12 protein-coding genes are annotated in these 17,329 nt (G+C 67.8%); 3 read left to right on the top strand and 9 right to left on the bottom strand.

Annotated features, from left to right (window positions below):
* Nucleotides 1–157: 157 nt before the first annotated feature.
* Nucleotides 158–4,006, bottom strand: coding sequence for a GH36-type glycosyl hydrolase domain-containing protein (locus ACVCL9_RS13485; RefSeq protein WP_447097751.1), 3,849 nt, complete (start codon nucleotides 4,004–4,006; stop codon nucleotides 158–160).
* Between the two features lie 281 nt (nucleotides 4,007–4,287).
* Between ACVCL9_RS13485 and ACVCL9_RS13480 the strand changes: the two genes are divergently transcribed.
* The 3 genes from ACVCL9_RS13480 to gnd are packed head-to-tail and all read left to right on the top strand — an operon-like array spanning nucleotide 4,288 to nucleotide 8,118.
* Complete coding sequence (locus tag ACVCL9_RS13480) at nucleotides 4,288–5,604, top strand: glucoamylase family protein (RefSeq protein WP_447097752.1); 1,317 nt, start codon at nucleotides 4,288–4,290, stop codon at nucleotides 5,602–5,604.
* On the top strand, nucleotides 5,604–7,127 hold the full coding sequence (locus tag ACVCL9_RS13475) for a mercuric reductase (protein ID WP_447097753.1): 1,524 nt from the start codon (nucleotides 5,604–5,606) through the stop codon (nucleotides 7,125–7,127). Before ACVCL9_RS13480 ends, ACVCL9_RS13475 begins: the two co-directional genes overlap by 1 nt.
* Nucleotides 7,128–7,179: 52 nt before the next feature.
* Nucleotides 7,180–8,118, top strand: coding sequence for a phosphogluconate dehydrogenase (NAD(+)-dependent, decarboxylating) (gene gnd, locus ACVCL9_RS13470; protein WP_447099508.1), 939 nt, complete (start codon nucleotides 7,180–7,182; stop codon nucleotides 8,116–8,118).
* 700 nt (nucleotides 8,119–8,818) lie between these two features.
* On the opposite strand, the gene ACVCL9_RS13465 is transcribed toward gnd, so the two are convergent.
* The 8 genes from ACVCL9_RS13465 to ACVCL9_RS13430 all read right to left on the bottom strand — a co-directional run bounded on the left by ACVCL9_RS13465 (nucleotide 8,819) and on the right by ACVCL9_RS13430 (nucleotide 17,298).
* Nucleotides 8,819–9,562 carry a hypothetical protein gene (locus ACVCL9_RS13465; RefSeq protein WP_447097754.1) on the bottom strand — a complete coding sequence of 248 codons (744 nt, stop codon included), beginning with the start codon at nucleotides 9,560–9,562 and terminating at the stop codon, nucleotides 8,819–8,821.
* Nucleotides 9,555–10,577 (bottom strand): helix-turn-helix transcriptional regulator, encoded by a 1,023-nt coding sequence (locus ACVCL9_RS13460; RefSeq protein WP_447097755.1) that lies wholly within the window; start codon nucleotides 10,575–10,577, stop codon nucleotides 9,555–9,557. Before ACVCL9_RS13460 ends, ACVCL9_RS13465 begins: the two co-directional genes overlap by 8 nt.
* Nucleotides 10,578–10,627: 50 nt before the next feature.
* Nucleotides 10,628–12,703, bottom strand: coding sequence for an AAA family ATPase (locus tag ACVCL9_RS13455; RefSeq protein ID WP_447097756.1), 2,076 nt, complete (start codon nucleotides 12,701–12,703; stop codon nucleotides 10,628–10,630).
* A 716-nt stretch (nucleotides 12,704–13,419) separates the two neighbouring features.
* Nucleotides 13,420–13,770, bottom strand: coding sequence for a hypothetical protein (locus ACVCL9_RS13450; RefSeq protein WP_447097757.1), 351 nt, complete (start codon nucleotides 13,768–13,770; stop codon nucleotides 13,420–13,422).
* Between the two features lie 210 nt (nucleotides 13,771–13,980).
* On the bottom strand, nucleotides 13,981–14,526 hold the full coding sequence (locus ACVCL9_RS13445) for a DUF488 domain-containing protein (protein WP_447097758.1): 546 nt from the start codon (nucleotides 14,524–14,526) through the stop codon (nucleotides 13,981–13,983).
* A 3-nt stretch (nucleotides 14,527–14,529) separates the two neighbouring features.
* Nucleotides 14,530–14,742: a DUF2945 domain-containing protein gene (locus tag ACVCL9_RS13440; protein ID WP_447097759.1), complete on the bottom strand. Its 213-nt coding sequence runs from the start codon at nucleotides 14,740–14,742 to the stop codon at nucleotides 14,530–14,532.
* Nucleotides 14,743–14,811: 69 nt separating this feature from the next.
* Nucleotides 14,812–16,686 (bottom strand): phospholipase D-like domain-containing protein, encoded by a 1,875-nt coding sequence (locus ACVCL9_RS13435; protein WP_447097760.1) that lies wholly within the window; start codon nucleotides 16,684–16,686, stop codon nucleotides 14,812–14,814.
* Nucleotides 16,687–16,824: 138 nt separating this feature from the next.
* The gene (locus tag ACVCL9_RS13430) at nucleotides 16,825–17,298 is read right to left on the bottom strand and encodes a SixA phosphatase family protein (RefSeq protein ID WP_395120671.1); all 474 of its coding nucleotides are present in this window, start codon (nucleotides 17,296–17,298) and stop codon (nucleotides 16,825–16,827) included.
* Nucleotides 17,299–17,329 lie beyond the last annotated feature (31 nt).

Below are 17,329 nucleotides of genomic sequence, written 5' to 3'. Positions count from 1 at the left end.
GAACCCCTCTCGCCGTTCATCCTGAGCGTAGCCGCGCAGCGGCAAAGTCGACGGGTCGGGGCCGACGCGCGGCTTCGAAGCGGTGACGTAGGGCGGGCACTGCCCGCCGCTTTCGCGGATCGCGAATCCGGGAAAACCATCGCCCGCGAGCGGGCTCCTACGAGGGCGGATGGCCCAGCGTGATGCGCAGGCGGTGCGTCGCGCCATTGGTGGCGAGGGTGACGGGTTCGGCGGCGTCCAGCGTCTGGCCGTCCATTTCCACCCGCTGCACGCCGCGGCAGACGTGGTCGGGGTTCTGCACGCCGATCTCGTGAAGCGTGCCGCGATGCCGGTAGCTGATCCTGAAGCCGGGCCAGGCTTTGGGAATGCACGGATCGATGCTCAGCCGGTCGCCCCTCAAGTGGAAGCCGAGCAGCGCCTCCAGCCCGGCGCGGTAGAGCCAGGCGGCGGAGCCGGTGTACCAGGTCCAGCCGCCGCGGCCGATGTACGGTGCCACCGAATAGACGTCCGCACAGGCGACGTAGGGTTCGACCTTGTAGCGTTCGACGGCCTCGGGACTGTCGCTGTGACGGATCGGGTTGAGCAGGTCGAACAGGCCGCCGGCACGGTCGCCGTCGCCGAGCCTGGCCCAGGCGAAGATCGACCAGATCGCGCCATGCGTGTACTGCCCGCCGTTCTCGCGCACGCCGGGCGGGTAGCCCTTGATGTAGCCGGGGTCCTTCTTGCCGTCCTGGTCGAACGGCGGGGTGAACAGTCGCGCGAGCTTGTGCTCGTGGTCGATCAGCAGGCGGTCGACCGAATCCATCGCCTGCACCGTGTGTTCGCGGTTGGTTGCCTTGCCCAGCACGCTCCACGATTGCGCGATGGTGTCGATGCGGCATTGCTCGCTGTCCTTCGAACCCAGCGGCGTGCCGTCGTCGTAGTAGCCGCGGCGATACCACGCGCCGTCCCAGGACTGCTCCAGTGCCGCGCGCAGCGCCGTGGCGCAATCGCGCCAGTGCGCCGCGCGCGCATCGCCGCGTGCGGCGGCCACCGGCGCGAGCGCGTCGATGGTGGCCAGCACGAACCAGCCCAGCCAGCTGCTTTCGCCACGGCCCTCCGCGCCGACCGCGTTCATGCCGTCGTTCCAGTCGCCGGTGCCGATCAGCGGCAGGCCGTGCGCGCCGCGAGTGAGGCTGGTGTCGATCGCCAGCGCGCAGTGCTCGTACAGCGTCGCCTGCCGGTCGGACACTTCGGGCTGGAAGAAGGCATCGGTGGCGCCGTCGGGGATCGCCTGGCCCTGCAGGAACGGCAGCTTTTCGTCCAGCACCGCGCGGTCGCCGCTGACCTCGACGTAATGCATCGCCACATAGGCCAGCCACACGCGATCGTCGCGGATCTTCGTGCGCACGCCCTGGCCGTGCGGCGGCAGCCACCAGTGCTGCACGTCGCCCTCGGGAAACTGGCGCCCGGCGGCGCGCAGCAGGTGCTCGCGCGCCAGGTCGGGGCGGCTCACGCACAGCGCCATCACGTCCTGCAACTGGTCGCGGAAGCCCCAGGCGCCGCTGGCCTGGTAGTACGCGGTGCGCGCCCACAGGCGGCAGGCGGTGACCTGGTACAGCAGCCAGTCGTTGAGCAGGATGTCGAGCGCGCGGTCGGGCGTGCCGACCTGCACGGTGTCGAGCAGGTCGTTCCATTGCGTCGCGATGCGGGTGAGCAGATCGTCGACATCGGCGTGGCGGTACTTCGCCACCAGCGCGCGCGCGGCGTTCTCGTCGCCGCCTTCGCCGAGCAGGATGGTCAGGTCGAGTTGCGTGCCCGGCGGCAGTTCCACGCGCGTCTGCAGCGCGCCGCACGGGTCGAGTCCGGCGCCGAGGCGACCGTCCAGCGGGTGGTCGTGATGCAAGGCCGCCGGCTGCGCGGTGCTGCCCAGCGCGCCGAGGAAACTCGCCCGGTCGCCGCTGAGCGACTGCTGCGCGCCGGCCAGGTCGAAGAACGCCACGCGCTCGCCGAAATCGGCGCGCCAGCGGTTGCGGGCGAACAACGCGCCGCTGGCCGCGTCGCGCGCGGTCGCCACGAACGGCGCCGGCGTGCTGCCGTTGGCGCCGAGCGCCCATTCCACGTAGCCGGTGATCGACAGCCGCCGCGTGCGGCCGGACCGGTTGACCAGGCGCAGCCGCGACAGCTTGACCGGATCGTCCGGCGCCACGCACACGGTCAATGCCAGCGCGATGCCGTGGGCGTCGTTGCAGAGTTGCGTCCAGCCCTTGCCGTGCGTCGCCGTGCAGCGCGCGCCGGGCACGCGGATCGGCAGCGCGCCGGCGCTCCACAGCTCGCCGTTGTCCCTGTCGCGCAGGTAGATGATGTCGTGCGGTTGATCGCTGACCGGGTCGTTCGGCCACGGCGTCAGCGCGTTCTGCTGGCTGTTGGTCGACCAGCTGTAGCCGCCGCCCTCGGCGGTGACGGTGCAGCCGAAATGCGGGTTGGCCAACACGTTGGTCCACGGCGCAGGCGTGGGGCGCGCGTCATCCAGCTCGATGCGGTAGGCACGGCCATGCTCGATGAAACCGCCGTGGCCGTTGGGAAACTCCTGCACCGGCTCGTCCGGTGCGACGACCGCGGCGGGCGTCCCGGCGCGGATCGGCGCAGCGGCGGCTGGCGTCGCGGCGGCGGGTGCAGCGGTGGCCACGGTGTCGGCGTCGACCACCACGCGCGCGGCGGCGAGCAAGGCGTCGCGCTGGTCGGCGGCGATGGCATCCTCGCGCAGGCAGAACAGCTCCACCTTGGGCAAGCCTTCGCAGCCCTTCAGTTGCGCCTGCTGCGCGTCGATGCGCGGCGCCAGGGCAGCGCGCGTGGCGTCGTCCTCGCCGAGGCGATCGAGCACCACCACGTCCACCGCCAGTTGCTGCGCGCGCCACCAGCGCTGCGCCAGCAGCAGCGCATCCAGCCGCTGCAGCGCCGCGGCACCGTCCGCGCGCAGCAGTGCGATCGGGCGATCGCCGGAGATGCTCAGCCCCCACAGCGCCGGTGCGCCGCCGTGACCGCGCGCGCGATCGTCCGGCGCGGCGCGCTGACTCGCATCGCTGACCAGCAGCGCATCCTGCCAGCGGGCGAAGCACGCGGCCTGCGCATCGTCGATGCCGAGTTGCTGGCGTTGCCCGCGGGCGCGTGCTGCGGCATCGGTGAACAATCGCTCGGCGGCCTGCGCATCCTGCATGCGCGCGTGCAGCGCGAGCGCGCCCTCGCGCGAGTCGGCCAGCTGCGTCCACAGCAGCAGTACGACGCGGGCGCCCGGCGCGAGGGTGAAGTTCCGGCGCAGCGCCCATACCGGGTCGAGCACGCAGCCGGTGGTGCCGGACAGCGCCACGCCGGGAGCCATCGCGCACGCATCGCGCAGCGTGCGGCCGCGGCCGAGGAAACGCGCGCGGTCGGTCTCGCGCTCGGGCGCGCCGGCGGTGTCGCCGAGCAGTTGCAGGGCCTGCGCCGCCCATACCGTGGCCTGGCTGTCGCTGCGCTTGCGCCGGGTGGCCAGCAGCAGTTGGCGCGCGTCATCCCAGTCGGTCTGCACGAACATCTTGGAGTACGCCGGGTGGCTGTCGTCGTCGCCGCGCGGGCCGAGCACCAGTTCGGCGTAACTGGTCAGCGACACGCGGCGATGGCGGTCGCCGTGGTTGCTCAACACCAGCCGGCGCAGTTCGATGTCGGCATCCGCCGCCACCGCCACGTCCAGTTCGTGATGCAGCAGCTGGTGGCGGCCGGCGTAATGCGCCAGCCCGGGCGCGAAGCGCACGGCATCGTCCGGCCGCGACACGCCCAGCGGCTGCGCGGTGACCGACCACACCTCGCCGTCGTCCTCGTCGCGCAACAGCAGAAAGTTGCCCCAGGGATCGGTGACCGGGTCCTCGCGCCAGCGCGTCACCGCCAGTTCGCGCCAGCGCAGGAAGCCGGCGCCGCTGGGGCCCAGCATGGTGGTGAGGCGACCGTTGCCGAGCAGGTGGCGGGGCGGTGGGGATGCATCGGTGGACATGCGGACGGCTCCTGCGGCTGCGGTGCAGTCGGATCGGGCGAGGGGGCGAATGGCATGCGCATGAGCGCAAAAACCTGCGAGCCGGTCAGTCCCGCGCAAGCGAAAGGTTCCCGCCCTGCGCGGGCATGGCGCGCGTCCAAGCCATTCGGCGAAACCGCTCCAGCCTGCGGCGCGCGTCGGCAATGCAACGTGAAAGTGCCGCTCTACACGCCACGCACGCACTTGTCGTCGCACACTGGCAGGCAGTTTGCCGTTCCACCCCAGCTGCCAGGATGCCGCCGATGACCACGCTGTGCTCGCTCTCCGATGACGCCATGCTCGACCGCCTGCAGCGCGCCGCGTTCGGCTACTTCACGGAGACGATGAACCCGCGCAACGGGCTGATCCCCGACACCTCGCGGCCGCACTCGCCGGTGAGCATCGCGGTGGTGGGCTTCGCGCTGTCGTGCTATCCCGCGGCGGTCGCGCGCGGCTGGATCGAGCGCGCCGAGGCGGTGCGCCGCAGCCTGCTGGCACTGCGCTTCTTCCACGACAGCGACCAGAGCGGCAGCCCCGCGGCCACCGGCTACAAGGGCTTCTACTACCACTTCCTCGACATCGACAGCGGCGCGCGGGTGTGGCAATCGGAGTTGTCGATGATCGACAGCGCGCTGCTGATCGCCGGCATGCTCACCGTCGCCACCGCGTTCGACGGCCCCGGCGCGGAGGAAACCGAGCTGCGCGAACTGGCCGATGCGCTGTACCGGCGCGTCGACTGGCGCTGGTCGCAGGACGACGCGCGCACCATCTACCAAGGCTGGAAACCGGAGAGCGGCTACCTGCACTACGGCTGGGAGGGCTACAGCGAGGCGATCGTGCTGTACGCGCTGGCGCTGGGCTCGCCCACCCATCCGATTCCCGCCGACTGCTACGCCGGCTGGACCGCGACCTACCAGTGGGAGAACCTCTACGACCAGGACTTCCTCTACGCCGGCCCGCTGTTCGTGCACCACTACTCGCAGGCTTGGCTGGACCTGCGCGGCGTGCGCGACCGGTTCATGCGCGAAAAAGATTCCGACTATTTCGAGAACAGCCGCCGCGCGGTGGCCGTGCAGCGCCGCTACGCCGAACTCAATCCGCAAGGGTTCATCGGCTACGACCGCAACTGCTGGGGCCTGTCCGCCTGCGACGGCCCCACCGACGAACAGCTCGACGTGGCCAACGAGCAGCGCCACCTGTTCGGCTATGCCGCGCGCGGCGTGCCGTACGGGCCGGACGACGGCACCCTGTCGCCGCCGGCGGTGCTGGCCTCGCTGCCGTTCGCACCGCAGCCGGCGCTGACCGCGCTGCGCACCATGCTGCTGCGCCATCCGCAGATCCTCGGCGCCGATCGCCTGGCCACCAGCTTCAACGCGAGCGTGGACGGCGGCGATGGCGGGCCATGGATCTCGCCGGGGCATTACGGGCTGGACCAGGGCATCGTCTTCATGATGATCGAGAACCACCGCAGCGAGTCGATCTGGCGCCTGATGCGCGGCTGCCACCCGCTCGCCAGCGGCCTGCGCAAGGCCGGTTTCAGCGGCGGCTGGCTCGACGCGCCGGTCGGAGGAGTCCGCTGATGGCCACCCGCTACGACGCCAGCATCAGCACCCCGCAGGACGAGGACGAGCGCGAGCGCCTCGCCGCGGTGGGCCCCACCTCGTGGATCAACCCGGTACCGGAGGCGCCGTACCAGCTGGTGATCCTGGGCGGCGGTTCGGCCGGGCTGGCGGCGGCCGACGCGGCGGCGACGCTTGGCGCGCGCGTGGCGCTGGTCGAACGCCACCTGCTCGGCGGCACCTGCTTCAATACCGGCTGCGTGCCTTCCAAGAGCCTGCTGCGCACCGCCGCGGTGTACGCGCAGATGCGCGACGCCGCGCGCTACGGCGCCGAGCCGCCGGCCGCGGTCACGGTGGATTTCGCCGCCGCGATGGCGCGCCTGCGGCACATCCGCAGCCACCTGGCCGGCACCGTGTCGGTGCGCCACCTGGCCGAGCGCGGCGTCGACGTGTTCTTCGGCAACGCGCAGTTCACCGGCCCGGACAGCCTCACCGTCAACGGCCAGCCGCTGCGGTTCCGCCGCGCGCTGGTCGCCACCGGCGCGCGCCCGCAGCTGCCCGACATCCCCGGCCTCAAGCAGGCCGGCTTCCTCACCAACGCCACCGTGTTCGACCTGACCGAGCTGCCGCCGCGGCTGCTGGTGATCGGCGGCGGCCCGCTGGGCTGCGAGCTGGCGCAGGCGTTCGAGCGCTTCGGCGCCAAGGTCACCATCGTGCAGAACATGCCGCTGTTCCTGCCGCACGAGGAGCGCGACGCGGCGCAGACCCTGTCCGAGGCGTTCGCCCGCGATGGCATCGAGGTGCGCCTGAACACCGAGGTGGTGGCGATCCGCACCGAAGGCGCGGAGAAGGTGGTCGACCTGGTCACCGACGACTACCACAGCACGATCCGCGTCGACGCGATCCTGGCTGGCGTCGGGCGCCGCCCGAACGTGCACGGGCTGGCGCTGGAGGCCGCCGGCATCGACTACGACGAGACCGCCGGCATCACCGTCGACGACCACCTGCGCACCAGCAACCGGCGCATCTTTGCCGCTGGCGACGTCTGCCTGGAAGCCAAGTTCACCGACATCGCCGAGGAATCGGCACGCATCGGCGTGCGCAACGCGCTGCTCGGCGGACGCGAGCGGCTCAGCGAACGGGTGGTGCCGTGGTGCACCTATACCGATCCGGAGATCGCCCACGTCGGCCTGTACGTGCGCGAGGCGAACGCGCGCGGCATCCCGATCAAGACCTACACCATCCCGATGCACCAGGTCGATCGCGCGATCACCGACAGCGAGCAGGACGGCTTCGTCAAGCTGCACGTCAGCGAAGGCAGCGACCGCATCCTGGGCGCCACCATCGTCTCGCGCGACGCCGGCGACATGATCAGCCAGGTCACCCTGGCGATGGTCGCCGGCGTGGGCCTGCGCACGCTGGCGAAAGTGATCCACGCCTACCCGACCAAGACCGAGGCGATCCGTCTCGCCGCGATGGCGTACAACCGTCGCCGGCTGAGCGGCCGCCTGCTGGCGCGCCTGCGCCGCTGCCTGCCGCATTGAGCGTGCGCGGTCATCTCACGCGCGCTTATCGCCCGACCACCTAGAATCGCGAATCCCCACTCTCCACCTCACGCAAGGAGCTTCCATGCAACTGGGCATGATCGGTCTCGGCAAGATGGGCGCCAACATGGCGCAAAGGCTGCTCAATGGCGGTCACCAGGTCACCGGCTTCGACCCCAACGCAGACGCGCGCAAGCAGCTGGAAGGCAAGGGCGGCGGTTCGGCCGCTTCGCTCGAGGCACTGGTGCAGGCCTTGCCCGCGCCGCGCGTGCTGTGGCTGATGGTGCCCTCGGGCAAGGTCACCGACGACACCGTCGCCGCGTTGCTGGCGCTGCTGGACAAGGGCGACACGATGATCGACGGCGGCAATTCCAACTACAAGGATTCGCTCGGCCACGCGGCCAAGTGCAAGGAAAAGGGCGTCAACTACATCGACTGCGGCACCAGCGGCGGCGTGTGGGGCCTGGCCGAGGGCTACAGCATGATGGTCGGCGGCGACGAGAAAGTCGTCGATGGCCTGAAGCCGATCTTCGAAACCTTGGCGCCGGGCAAGGACAAGGGCTGGGGTCGGGTCGGCCCGGTCGGTTCCGGCCACTTCACCAAGATGGTCCACAACGGCATCGAATACGGCCTGATGCAGGCCTACGCCGAAGGCTTCTCGATCCTCAAGCACAAGGAGGAATTCGGCCTCGACCTCGCGCAGGTCGCCGAGATCTGGCGCTACGGCAGCGTGGTGCGCTCCTGGCTGCTGGACCTGGCCGCCGACGCGCTCAAGAAAAACCCGCAGATGGACGGCGTCGCCCCCTACGTGGTCGACTCCGGCGAAGGCCGCTGGACCGTCGACGCGGCCATGGAACTGAGCGTATCGGCCCCCGTCATCACCCTCTCGCTGATGGAACGCTACCGCTCCCGCGACGACGACTCCTTCGCCGACAAGCTGCTCTCCTCGCTGCGCAACGAGTTCGGCGGGCACGCGATCAAGAAGGAGTGACGCTGGCGCGTCGCGCCGGCTGCGGGGACCAATCTCCCCGCACTCCGTCATGCCTGTGAAGGCAGGCATCGCACTTCGCCCGACGACGAGCCCCTTCGCAGGAGCACGCTCGCGCGCGATGCTCTTGTTGCACTACAAAGCGAAGAGCTTTCGTCTGCCTTCGGCAGCCGAGTCACTTTCTCTTGGCGTGGCCAACGGCGGCGTAGGGCGGGCACTGCCCGCCGGCTTTCCCCGCATTCAGAATCAAGAGCGGTCGATCGCCTTCGGCGACCGAGTCACTTTCTCTTTGCGTGGCCAAAGAGAAAGTAACCAAAGAGAAAGGCCACCCCGCTTGGCGCTTGCCGGGCATCCTGCCCGGCAAGTCCGTGAGCCGGGGTCGGGCTTTTCGACAGCACATCCATGTGCTGGCGAAAAGGCATCGGCATCCTGCCGATGCCCGCTGCGCGGCCTGTCGACCCCGACTCACCGCCGCACAGGGGCCCCGGGTAGAGCAGCGGGCCATCCTGGCCCGCACTATTCAGAAGAGCGGGCTCCTCGCGCCTTCGCGCATCCTCGTCCCCGTCATGCCTGCGAAGGCAGGCATCGCACTTCGCCCGTCGTGCTGGCCGAGCAAAGGCGCCGGTAAATGACGTTCTTGCAGGAGTGCGCATGCGATGTTCGACGGCGAGTGCGGGTCAGCTGCTGGTTCAACGGAGTCCCTTTACCGTGTTGAGTCCGCTGCGAGTTCGGATTGGATCAGCTTGGATATGACCTTGACCTTGGGAGCGCGCCAGGACAGATGCGGTATGCCGATGAACGTAACGCAGTCGCGCGGGTTCCCTTTCGCAACAGACGAACCGCTCGTGCTGAACGACTTGATCTGAGGATCGTCGCCTTTGGTCACTTTCGACATGGTGTCGTCCCAACGCGTATCAGTAGGATGAAACCTGTCCCACAGCAGGCCGAAGGCAGAACCGCGGCGACTTATACCGGACACGATAATGAAGCGGGGACGCACGATAGATAGCATCAACTCGTGCAAGGGCCAGATGGCTTCGACGTAGTCAGAGACGGGCCTCCCGAACCTCTTCCTCTTCCATTCGCAAATGTCTTCCGAACAATCGGGGAACAGGTTCGTCACAAACAGCTTGCTCTCCCATCCGTCTTTGAAGCCTAGCCCTTGCGCCAGCTTGCAGAGATTGGGCCAGTAGTTTCCTTCCGCATTTCTGAGCGGGTGGTCCTGAGATGTGGAGGACGGAATTCCTTCCGCGGTTTGGCGAATCGAGTCGCCACCGCCTCCCCTCGGATTGAACCCCAGCACATAAAAGTCGCCCTCGCGTAGAGCGCTCGGTGGGCACTGGATGATGTCCCCTGGTATGTCCAGGCATGGATAGACACCTGCAGCCCCCTCCAAGCATCTGATGGCCTGGTCAGCGAAGGCTTTGAGGTCAATTTCGCTACTCATCGTCACTCCCCCTGTGGCGCCTTGCGGCAGACTGGTAAATCTCAAGCAGCGCATGTCGCAAGGGAGCGGGCACAACAACCTCGGCCTGATCCCCAAACCCCAACACCCACCATCGCAGCTGCGACGTGTCGTGCACCGTTGCGCTGATGCGCACCCAACCTTCGCGTTTGTCCCTGGTGATGACCTGATCCTCGCTCAACGGCGTTTCGTGGAGGTGTTCGGCGGCTGGTGCTTCCATGCGCAGGATCAGCTTGATGGGTCCGTTGTCCATGAAGCCGAGTACGCCGGAGTGGGCATAGGCCTTCAGGTCGAAGCCTATGAGCGTGCGAGAGGGCTCGTTGAGCAGGCGGGCTGCATCGATGCGGTGTAGCGCCAGCAGGCGTGGATCGGTGTAGTCGTTGATGGTGCAGACGAGGTAGCCGAGCATGCCGCGGTAGATCAGACCGAAAGGGTGGACGCGGTAGTGGACGGTGTTGTCGGAGCTGCGGTTGCGGTAGCGCAGTTCGAGCTGGTGCTCCTGCGCGATCCCTTCGTGCACAACCGCCATCGTCTTGTTGCTGACCTTCGGTGGCAGCAATGGCTGTGTGGGCTGCACAACGGCGACGCGCTTGTTCCAGTTTGCCAGGCGGCGCTTGCCCAAGGCCTGTCGCAAGGTGTTGTCGGCCTGCTGGAAATAGGGGTGCAGCGGTTCCAGCAGGTGCGCCGGCAGCAGCGGGCGCAGGTGGGTTTGCGCCAACGTCAGCACCATCGCCTGCAGCGGCGACATGCCGGGTAGCGAAAACTGGGGCGCGTCCTTGTGCCAGCTCCATCCGAACGGCTTGCTGCGTTCGTCGGATAGCAGTGGGAACACGGCCGACAGGGAAGCGAGATCGCGTTCCACGGTGCGCTTGGTGACAACGTGGTCCTCGGCGCGCAGGAGCTCGGCCAGATCACGCGCGGTGATCTTTTGCGGGTGCCGGGGGATCGACTGCAGCATCAACCATTGGCGGCTCAGCGATGCCTGGGTGGTGGCCATCGGCAAAATCCAGTCGGAGGTCCCAAAGCATGACTCTAACCCTGAACGTTTCAGTGCACGAACCCGATCGCGCGATGCGTGATTGGCTTGTAGCGACATTCGGTCGCCAGCGCTCCAATCAGAGCATCGACGGTGGGAGGCTCCCCCGAGAGGGAGAGCCGCCGCAAGGCAGTCGCGGCGTCGCCCGGCGTCAGGCCGTCGAGCCGGTCGACGTGACGGCCGAGCACCGGGTCATCAAGTTCAACGGGAAGGTCGAGCACGGCACAGCATTGGCGGAGTAGGGCCAGGCGCTGGGCGGGCTGAAGCGGCCGGAACTCCACCTTGAGGTCGAACCGGCGCAAGGCAGCCGGATCGAGGTTGTCCAGCCGGTTGGTGGTGCAGATCAAGACGCCATTGAAGGCCTCGATCTGAGTCAGCAGCTCATTCGTCTGGGTCGTTTCCCAATGCACGCGCGTGCTGGAACGGTCGCCCAGAAAGCTGTCGACCTCGTCCAGCAAAAGAACTCCGTTTCCCTGCCGCGCTTCGTCGAACATCTCGCGAAAATTGCGTTCGGTCCCGCCCACCCAGCTCGACAACAACGAGGATGCTTGTCGCTGCAGAAGTGGGCGGTCCAGCCTTTCCGCAATCGCCTTGCCGAACGCCGTCTTGCCGCTCCCGGGCAACCCGTGCAACAACATCCGTGCGCCGTGACCCGTTCCCGCCATGGTGTCGATGACTGGCTGGAGGGGGATGTCGGTGTTGAGGAGGTTGAGGTCGTGTTTCAGCACCGGCACCAGAGCGGAGAACGGGGGCGGGGTCACGCCCAGCGTTTTCAAGTAATGACTGGAGAGAATCCGCAGGTTGCGGCGTACCTCGCCACTGCCGTTCGCATGCGCACCAACGGCGGTACTTGCCAGGCGAATCAACATGGCTGGCGACAACTCGCGCTGCCCGGCGTAGCGCCGGATTTCATGCTCGTCGAGTGCCTGTGCTGGCAGTGCCTTGCGCAAGAGGTCGCATTTGGCGCTGGTGGGCAACGAGGATATGTGGAGCACCAGGTCAAACCGGCGCAGGAAGGCTTCGTCCATGTGTCGCACCCCATTGCTGATCCAGATCGTCGGGGTGGGGTTGCGCTCCAGACATTCGTTGACCGTGATTTTGGTGGACACTTTCCGAAAATCGCTGCTGGCCGTCGGAAACAGGTCTTCGGCCTCGTCCACCAACAAGATGGCCTTGCCGGCGACCGGAACGATCCGCTGGAGGTGCCGAACTATGGCAAGCCGATCTCGCGGTGTCATCGATCCCACGGAGTCGCATTCCGTTTCATATAGCGGGCAGTTCAGCTCCGCGGCGACCACAGCTGCAAGTTCGCTCTTGCCGGTACCAGGAGCGCCATACAAGAGCACGTTCGCGCCACGGCGACCGGATGAAAGTGCTTGGCGTAACGAATCGCGCATCAACCGTACTTCGTCATGGAGATGTGGATAATCCCCCAGAGCCAAAAATGGTTCGCGCTTGCGCGGCAGCAGTGAGGCAAGCAGCGCTGTGGCCGATTTATTTGGTCTGACCAGGTTGCTGATCATCCCATTTCTCAGCCGAAGACGTTCGTCGAGAGGTCCAAGTATGCCCTCTGTGACCGAGACTATTGCGCTTTGTACGAATCGCCCTTCAGGGTCGAGTGCCCGCTCGACGTTACCAACTGGCGTATCGAAGACCGCAGCCAGACGCCGATGAAACTGGGAGTCCACGCACGGCCCAATGTACTTGGTTGCGAGTTCACCAAACCCGGCGTGCAGTCGCAGCATGGCCCGGAAGGCGATAACGTCCAGTTCTGTCGAGTTCAAGCCGAAGGATCGCCTCAGGTGTTGCAGGTTGCGCCACAACAGGGCCTTGCGTACTGGCCTTGTGGGTCGCTGCTCGCCTTTGCAAGTAACCGCAGCCAGGATCGCGTCAGGCAATTCGTCAAGTTTCAATTGCTCGGGAAGATCGAGACCAAGAAAACTTGCGACGTCCCACGCAACGGGTTGCGATAGTGACAGGGCCAAAGGGCGACCGCGCAGCATCAGCATGCGCAGGCCCCACTTCACAGGACGCTCACCCCAGATGCTTGAGTCGTCATCATTGGTTGCTGCCGGCTTCTTTCTCATCGCGTCTCGCTCCGTCACGTGGTGCGAGTGTGTACCGGACCTGCGACGAACCGCGTCGCAGCGAAGATTCGCTCTGGGTGGACGACGAGGACGCTTTGTGGCGACCGTCCCTGCCTTGGTTGTTGCCCTTCTGAAAAGTGCTGGCCAGGATGGCCCGCTGCTCTGCCGAGGCCCCTGTGCGGCGGTGAGTCGGGGACGACAGGCCGCGCAGCGGGCATGGCGAGGGCATGGATGCCCGAGTTGAGGCAACGCAGGAGCAGTTGCCCGATGCCCAACAAGCGCCAAGCGGGGTGGCCTTTCTCTTTGGTTATCTTTCTCTTTACTCCGGGCATCCTGCCCTTCGCCCTTCGGGCCGGCTTCGCCGTTCGCACGCGCTCCTGCGCGTGCGTGGCCACGCAAAGAGAAAGTAACTCGGCTGCCGCAGGCAGACGAAAGGTCTTGCTCTGCGCACCCTCCGCCGCGGGGTGACAGCCGAGTACGATGCCTGCCTTCGCAGGCATGACGAGCTGTGGGGGTCGGTCCTTGCGGTGCGAGGGCCGACGTGCGGTGCCTGCCTTCGCAGGCAGGACGGGATGTGAGGTGCAACGTCTGCTTCACAGGCCCCAAGAACCCACGGAAAGTTTCCCGCCGCGCAGGGGAGGGAAAGGCCGGGCTCCACGTCAGCACGTCGAGCTTTCCGCGAGCGTCGGACGCATCGTGCGCTCCCCGGGAATCGGTCAGTGCACGGCGAACTCGCGCACCATCTGCGTCATCGTGCGTGCAACGCAGGCGGCGTCGCAGCGACCGGCGAGGTATCCCGAGCCGCACGTCATCAGCTCGGTGAGGGCGTCTTGCAGCTTCTGTGCTTCGGCGTCGCGCAGGGAGGCGTTGCCGCCGCTGGCGCGTTCCTGTTCGGCGTAGTGACGCACCGTGTCGACCATCATATTCGCCATCTGATCCGCGTCGGTGTCGCCGCGCAGGAAGCCGGGCCCTGCCGCCACGGCCCGATCAATTGCCGCCCGCATCCGCCCGGTCTGGTCGGCTGGCAGCGGTGCGGCGTGCGTGCCCGCATGCGGCTGTTCCGCCATTCGATCCGCTTTCATCGCGTACTCCTTTCATCATCTTGCACCGCAAACATTATGCGCCGCACCGCGAGAACCGCGACGGTTCGTCGCAAGCGGTCGGCCGCTCCGGATCGCCGGCCAGGGGCAATGACGGCCCGGTCAGCACAGGTGGCCAGGACCCTTGCTCCTGAGGGCTGGCGCGCCGATGGCCCGGTGTCGGCGCGAACGGCTGCGCTACAGCAACTCCCCCTGCGCCGCCGCATAACTCAACCGCCCATCCATCACGTGCGCCGCCGAGGTGTACGGATGCTCCGTGGTGTGGGTGGCGTCGAGGATGTGGATGACTTCGATGCCGCGCAGCTTGAGCACGTCGGAGACGATGGAGCGGTGGCAACGCCACCAGACCACTTCGGCGCACATCATGGCGGTGCGCTGGCGGGCGGCGAGTTGCAGCAGTTCGGCGAGGCCGTCGGCGAATTCCGCGGTGGCGGTGTAGTCGGCGTAGCCCTGGAAGGAGGCGTTGCGCCAGGCGGTGTTGGGCGAGTCCGGCTGCACCTTGCGGCGACCGCCGAGTCTGGGAATCCACTGATAGGCAATGCCGTGGGCGGGCAGCGACGCGGCGAGCGCCTCGCTGGCAAAGTGCGGGTGGCGGCGCGAGCCGGGGAAGCGGCGCACGTCGGCGATGGCCTGGATGCGGTAGTGGTCGAGCAGGCCGAGGAACTCCTCCAGCGGACGGGTGGAGTGGCCGATGGTCCAGATCGTGGCGGGGGTGGCGGGCATCGCTCAGTCGATCTTGTGCAGCGCCGCGCCCTTGTGCATGGCGACGTGGTCGGTCTTGTCGCTCTTGATCTCGTACTGCGGATCGTCCTCGCTGCAGTGGCGGGGGTGGCCCTTGTAGTCGGTGTCGCGGGTGTGCACCTTGATGATCTTGCCGCTGACGTGGCCGGCCTCGGAGTTCCAGCGCACGTGGTCGCCGACCTTGAATGCATGGCTCATGGTTGCGTGTCTCCTGACGTGACTCGAACCCCATTGAACGACGCCGCACGTGCAGGCGAGGTCAGCGCGCTACAGGATGCCCTTGGCGCTGCTGCCGAAGGCGGTGATCAGGCGGGTGATGACCCACTTCGGCGACAGGTTGACGTCGGGGAAGTCGCCGACCGGTTGGTAGCATGCGTAGAAGCGCGGGTCGCTGGCGCGCAGCGGCGGGCAGCCGGGCTTGAGGTCGAAGCTGGTGGCGTAGCGGAACGGCCACAGGTCGAAGAACGGCAGGCTCTCGGAGACCGTGCCGATGGCCTGGTTGATGTCGGTGAGCACCGGCACCACCGGACGGCGCGGCGCGATCACCCAGGCGTTCTGCGGCTCGGTGTCGCGCAGGATGGCCTGGCGCAGTTCGTCGGCGAAGGCGTGGTCGTAGACGATCACGCCGGCCTCGGTGTTGTAGTGGTCCGAGCGCGGGTCGAAGTTGTGCGAGCCGACCATGCTGAAGTCGTCGTCGATCACGATCGACTTGGCGTGCAGGCCGGAGCGCCGGCCCTCGCTGCGCAGCGGCGCCGGGCGGTTGCCGCTGCCGCTGCCGAGCAGGTGGAAGCGCGTGCGCGAGGCCTTGGCGGGGGTGGCGGTGGCGGCCGGCACCTGCGCGGTGTCGGCGTCCAGGTTGGCCAGTTCGTAGTCCACCGCGGGGCCGGGCGCGTGCGGCTTCAGCTCGTGAATTTCGAAGCCGAACTTCTTCAGGTAGCGCTTGCGGTGCTTGTACGACATCGCGTAGACGGCGAACGCGTCGGTGGAGGCCAGCGAGTTGGTCGACACGATCACCCGCGGCGGGTCGGCGCGCCGGTGCAGGCGGCGGAAGATGCCCTGGGCGCGCCGGCTCATCACCAGGTACGGCGTCTGCAGCAGTACCTCGTGGCGGGCCTGGCCGATCATCTGCATGATGTGGCGGGTGAACGCCGCGGTGCGCTTGCCGCCGGGGTCGTCGGTCTTTGCCGGCAGGTCGCTGAAGTATTCGACGTTGCCGACCCGCAGCGACGGTTCCACCAGCCACGCCCGCAGCCAGGCCGGGTCCTCGGCGGCCTGCAGCAGCTGGGCGACCCGCTGGGGTTTTCGATAATGCGGCTGGGGCCAGCTCGGCGCGGCGCGGTCGGCGACGATGCGCTGGTTGACGTCGCGCAGGTGGGTCAGCGGCACCGCGCGCTTGTGCCGCCAGAACAGCTCGAAGCTGCTGGCCATCGCGGTGGCGGCAGGACCGCCGACCATCACGTCGCGGTCGACGTAGTTGAAGGTGTCGTCCCAGTTGAAGTAGCGGTCCTGGTAGTTGCGCCCGCCGGTGATGCCGATGGCGTCGTCCACCAGCAGCAGCTTGTTGTGCATGCGCTGGTTGAACTGCATGAAGCAGCACAGCACGCCGGCGGCGAAATCCAGCGGCGGCGTGCGCGCCTTGTGGAAGGTCGGGTTGTACAGCCGCACCTTGAGGTTGGCGCTGGCGCGAGCCAGCGCGTCGAGCAGGTCGGGGTCGTTGAAGGAGAACAGCTGGTCGGCCAGGATGCGCACCTGCACGCCGCGGCGCGCGGCGCGCACCAGTTCGTCCAGCACCAGCTGGCCGACGTCGTCCTGGCTCCAGATGTAGGTCTGCACGTCGATCGAGCGCCGTGCGGCGCGGATCAGGTTGATCCGCGCGGCCAGCGCCGGCTCGCTGTCGCCGAGCAGGGTGACCACGTGCACCGGGTGCCCGGCGGTGGATTCGGCCAGCGCCTGGTCGGCGGCCTGCAGCAGCGGCGAGGGCTGCGCGCAGTGGTCGGCCTGGTGGCAGGTTTGCTGGCGGTCGACGGTGGCCGCCACCACCGCGTCGGCGCGGCGGATCTGCGCCTTGGACAGCGTGCAGCCCTGCAGCACGGTGGCCAGCAGGAGCAGCGGCAGGGCGAGGCGGCGAAGGTCGCGGAACATCGCCGCATGATAACGGTTGTGTGCCACCGTCCCGTGACGATGCGCGGCGCGTGGGGCGCCAGCGAAGGTGCGAGCAAGCCGTCATCCGTCATCCGGCATTCGCCGGGATGACGAGCAAAAAGGCTTGATCGAAGCAACCTAGGGCGACCAGAAGGCGTCCAGTCGCGCCTGGCCGGGCTCCAGCGGCCCATCGAGATGCAGTACCGCCAGCGCGCCGGGCGGCATGCCGCGGAATTCGTCGGAGCGGCCTTCCACCAGCAGGGCGACCAGCCGTTCGACGCCGGGGTTGTGGCCGACCAGCATCACGGTGTCGGCGTCGGTGTGCTGGTCGAGCAGCAGCAACAGCTCGCCCGGCGTGGCCTCGTGGATTTCCTCGGCGATCCGCGGCGCCGGCGCGGTGCCGAGCGCGGCCAGTGCCAGCCGGGTGGTCTCGCTGGTGCGTCGGGTCGGCGAACACAGCACCCGCTGCGGTTGCAGCCCGTGCGCGGCGAGCCACAGGCCGGCGGCCTGCGCCTCCTGTTCGCCGCGCGTGCTCAGTGCGCGTTCGCGGTCGTCGCCGCCGTCGGCTATGGGCACTGCTTCGGCATGGCGCAGCAGGATCAGTTCGTGCATGGGAGGCTCCGGCGAAAAGGGAAGAGGCGTG

The organism is Rhodanobacter sp. UC4438_H5, from assembly GCF_052978405.1.
This window is presented reverse-complemented; position numbering and strand designations above follow the sequence as displayed.

Bases quoted from the DNA above. Each gene is read 5' to 3' on its own strand.
- ACVCL9_RS13430 (WP_395120671.1), bottom strand. From the start codon at position 17,298: ATGCACGAACTGATCCTGCTGCGCCATGCCGAAGCAGTGCCCATAGCC.
- ACVCL9_RS13450 (WP_447097757.1), bottom strand. From the start codon at position 13,770: ATGGCGGAACAGCCGCATGCGGGCACGCACGCCGCACCGCTGCCAGCC.
- ACVCL9_RS13475 (WP_447097753.1), top strand. From the start codon at position 5,604: ATGGCCACCCGCTACGACGCCAGCATCAGCACCCCGCAGGACGAGGAC.
- ACVCL9_RS13445 (WP_447097758.1), bottom strand. From the start codon at position 14,526: ATGCCCGCCACCCCCGCCACGATCTGGACCATCGGCCACTCCACCCGT.
- ACVCL9_RS13440 (WP_447097759.1), bottom strand. From the start codon at position 14,742: ATGAGCCATGCATTCAAGGTCGGCGACCACGTGCGCTGGAACTCCGAG.
- ACVCL9_RS13480 (WP_447097752.1), top strand. From the start codon at position 4,288: ATGACCACGCTGTGCTCGCTCTCCGATGACGCCATGCTCGACCGCCTG.
- ACVCL9_RS13485 (WP_447097751.1), bottom strand. From the start codon at position 4,006: ATGTCCACCGATGCATCCCCACCGCCCCGCCACCTGCTCGGCAACGGT.
- ACVCL9_RS13460 (WP_447097755.1), bottom strand. From the start codon at position 10,577: ATGGCCACCACCCAGGCATCGCTGAGCCGCCAATGGTTGATGCTGCAG.
- ACVCL9_RS13455 (WP_447097756.1), bottom strand. From the start codon at position 12,703: ATGAGAAAGAAGCCGGCAGCAACCAATGATGACGACTCAAGCATCTGG.
- ACVCL9_RS13465 (WP_447097754.1), bottom strand. From the start codon at position 9,562: ATGAGTAGCGAAATTGACCTCAAAGCCTTCGCTGACCAGGCCATCAGA.
- ACVCL9_RS13435 (WP_447097760.1), bottom strand. From the start codon at position 16,686: ATGTTCCGCGACCTTCGCCGCCTCGCCCTGCCGCTGCTCCTGCTGGCC.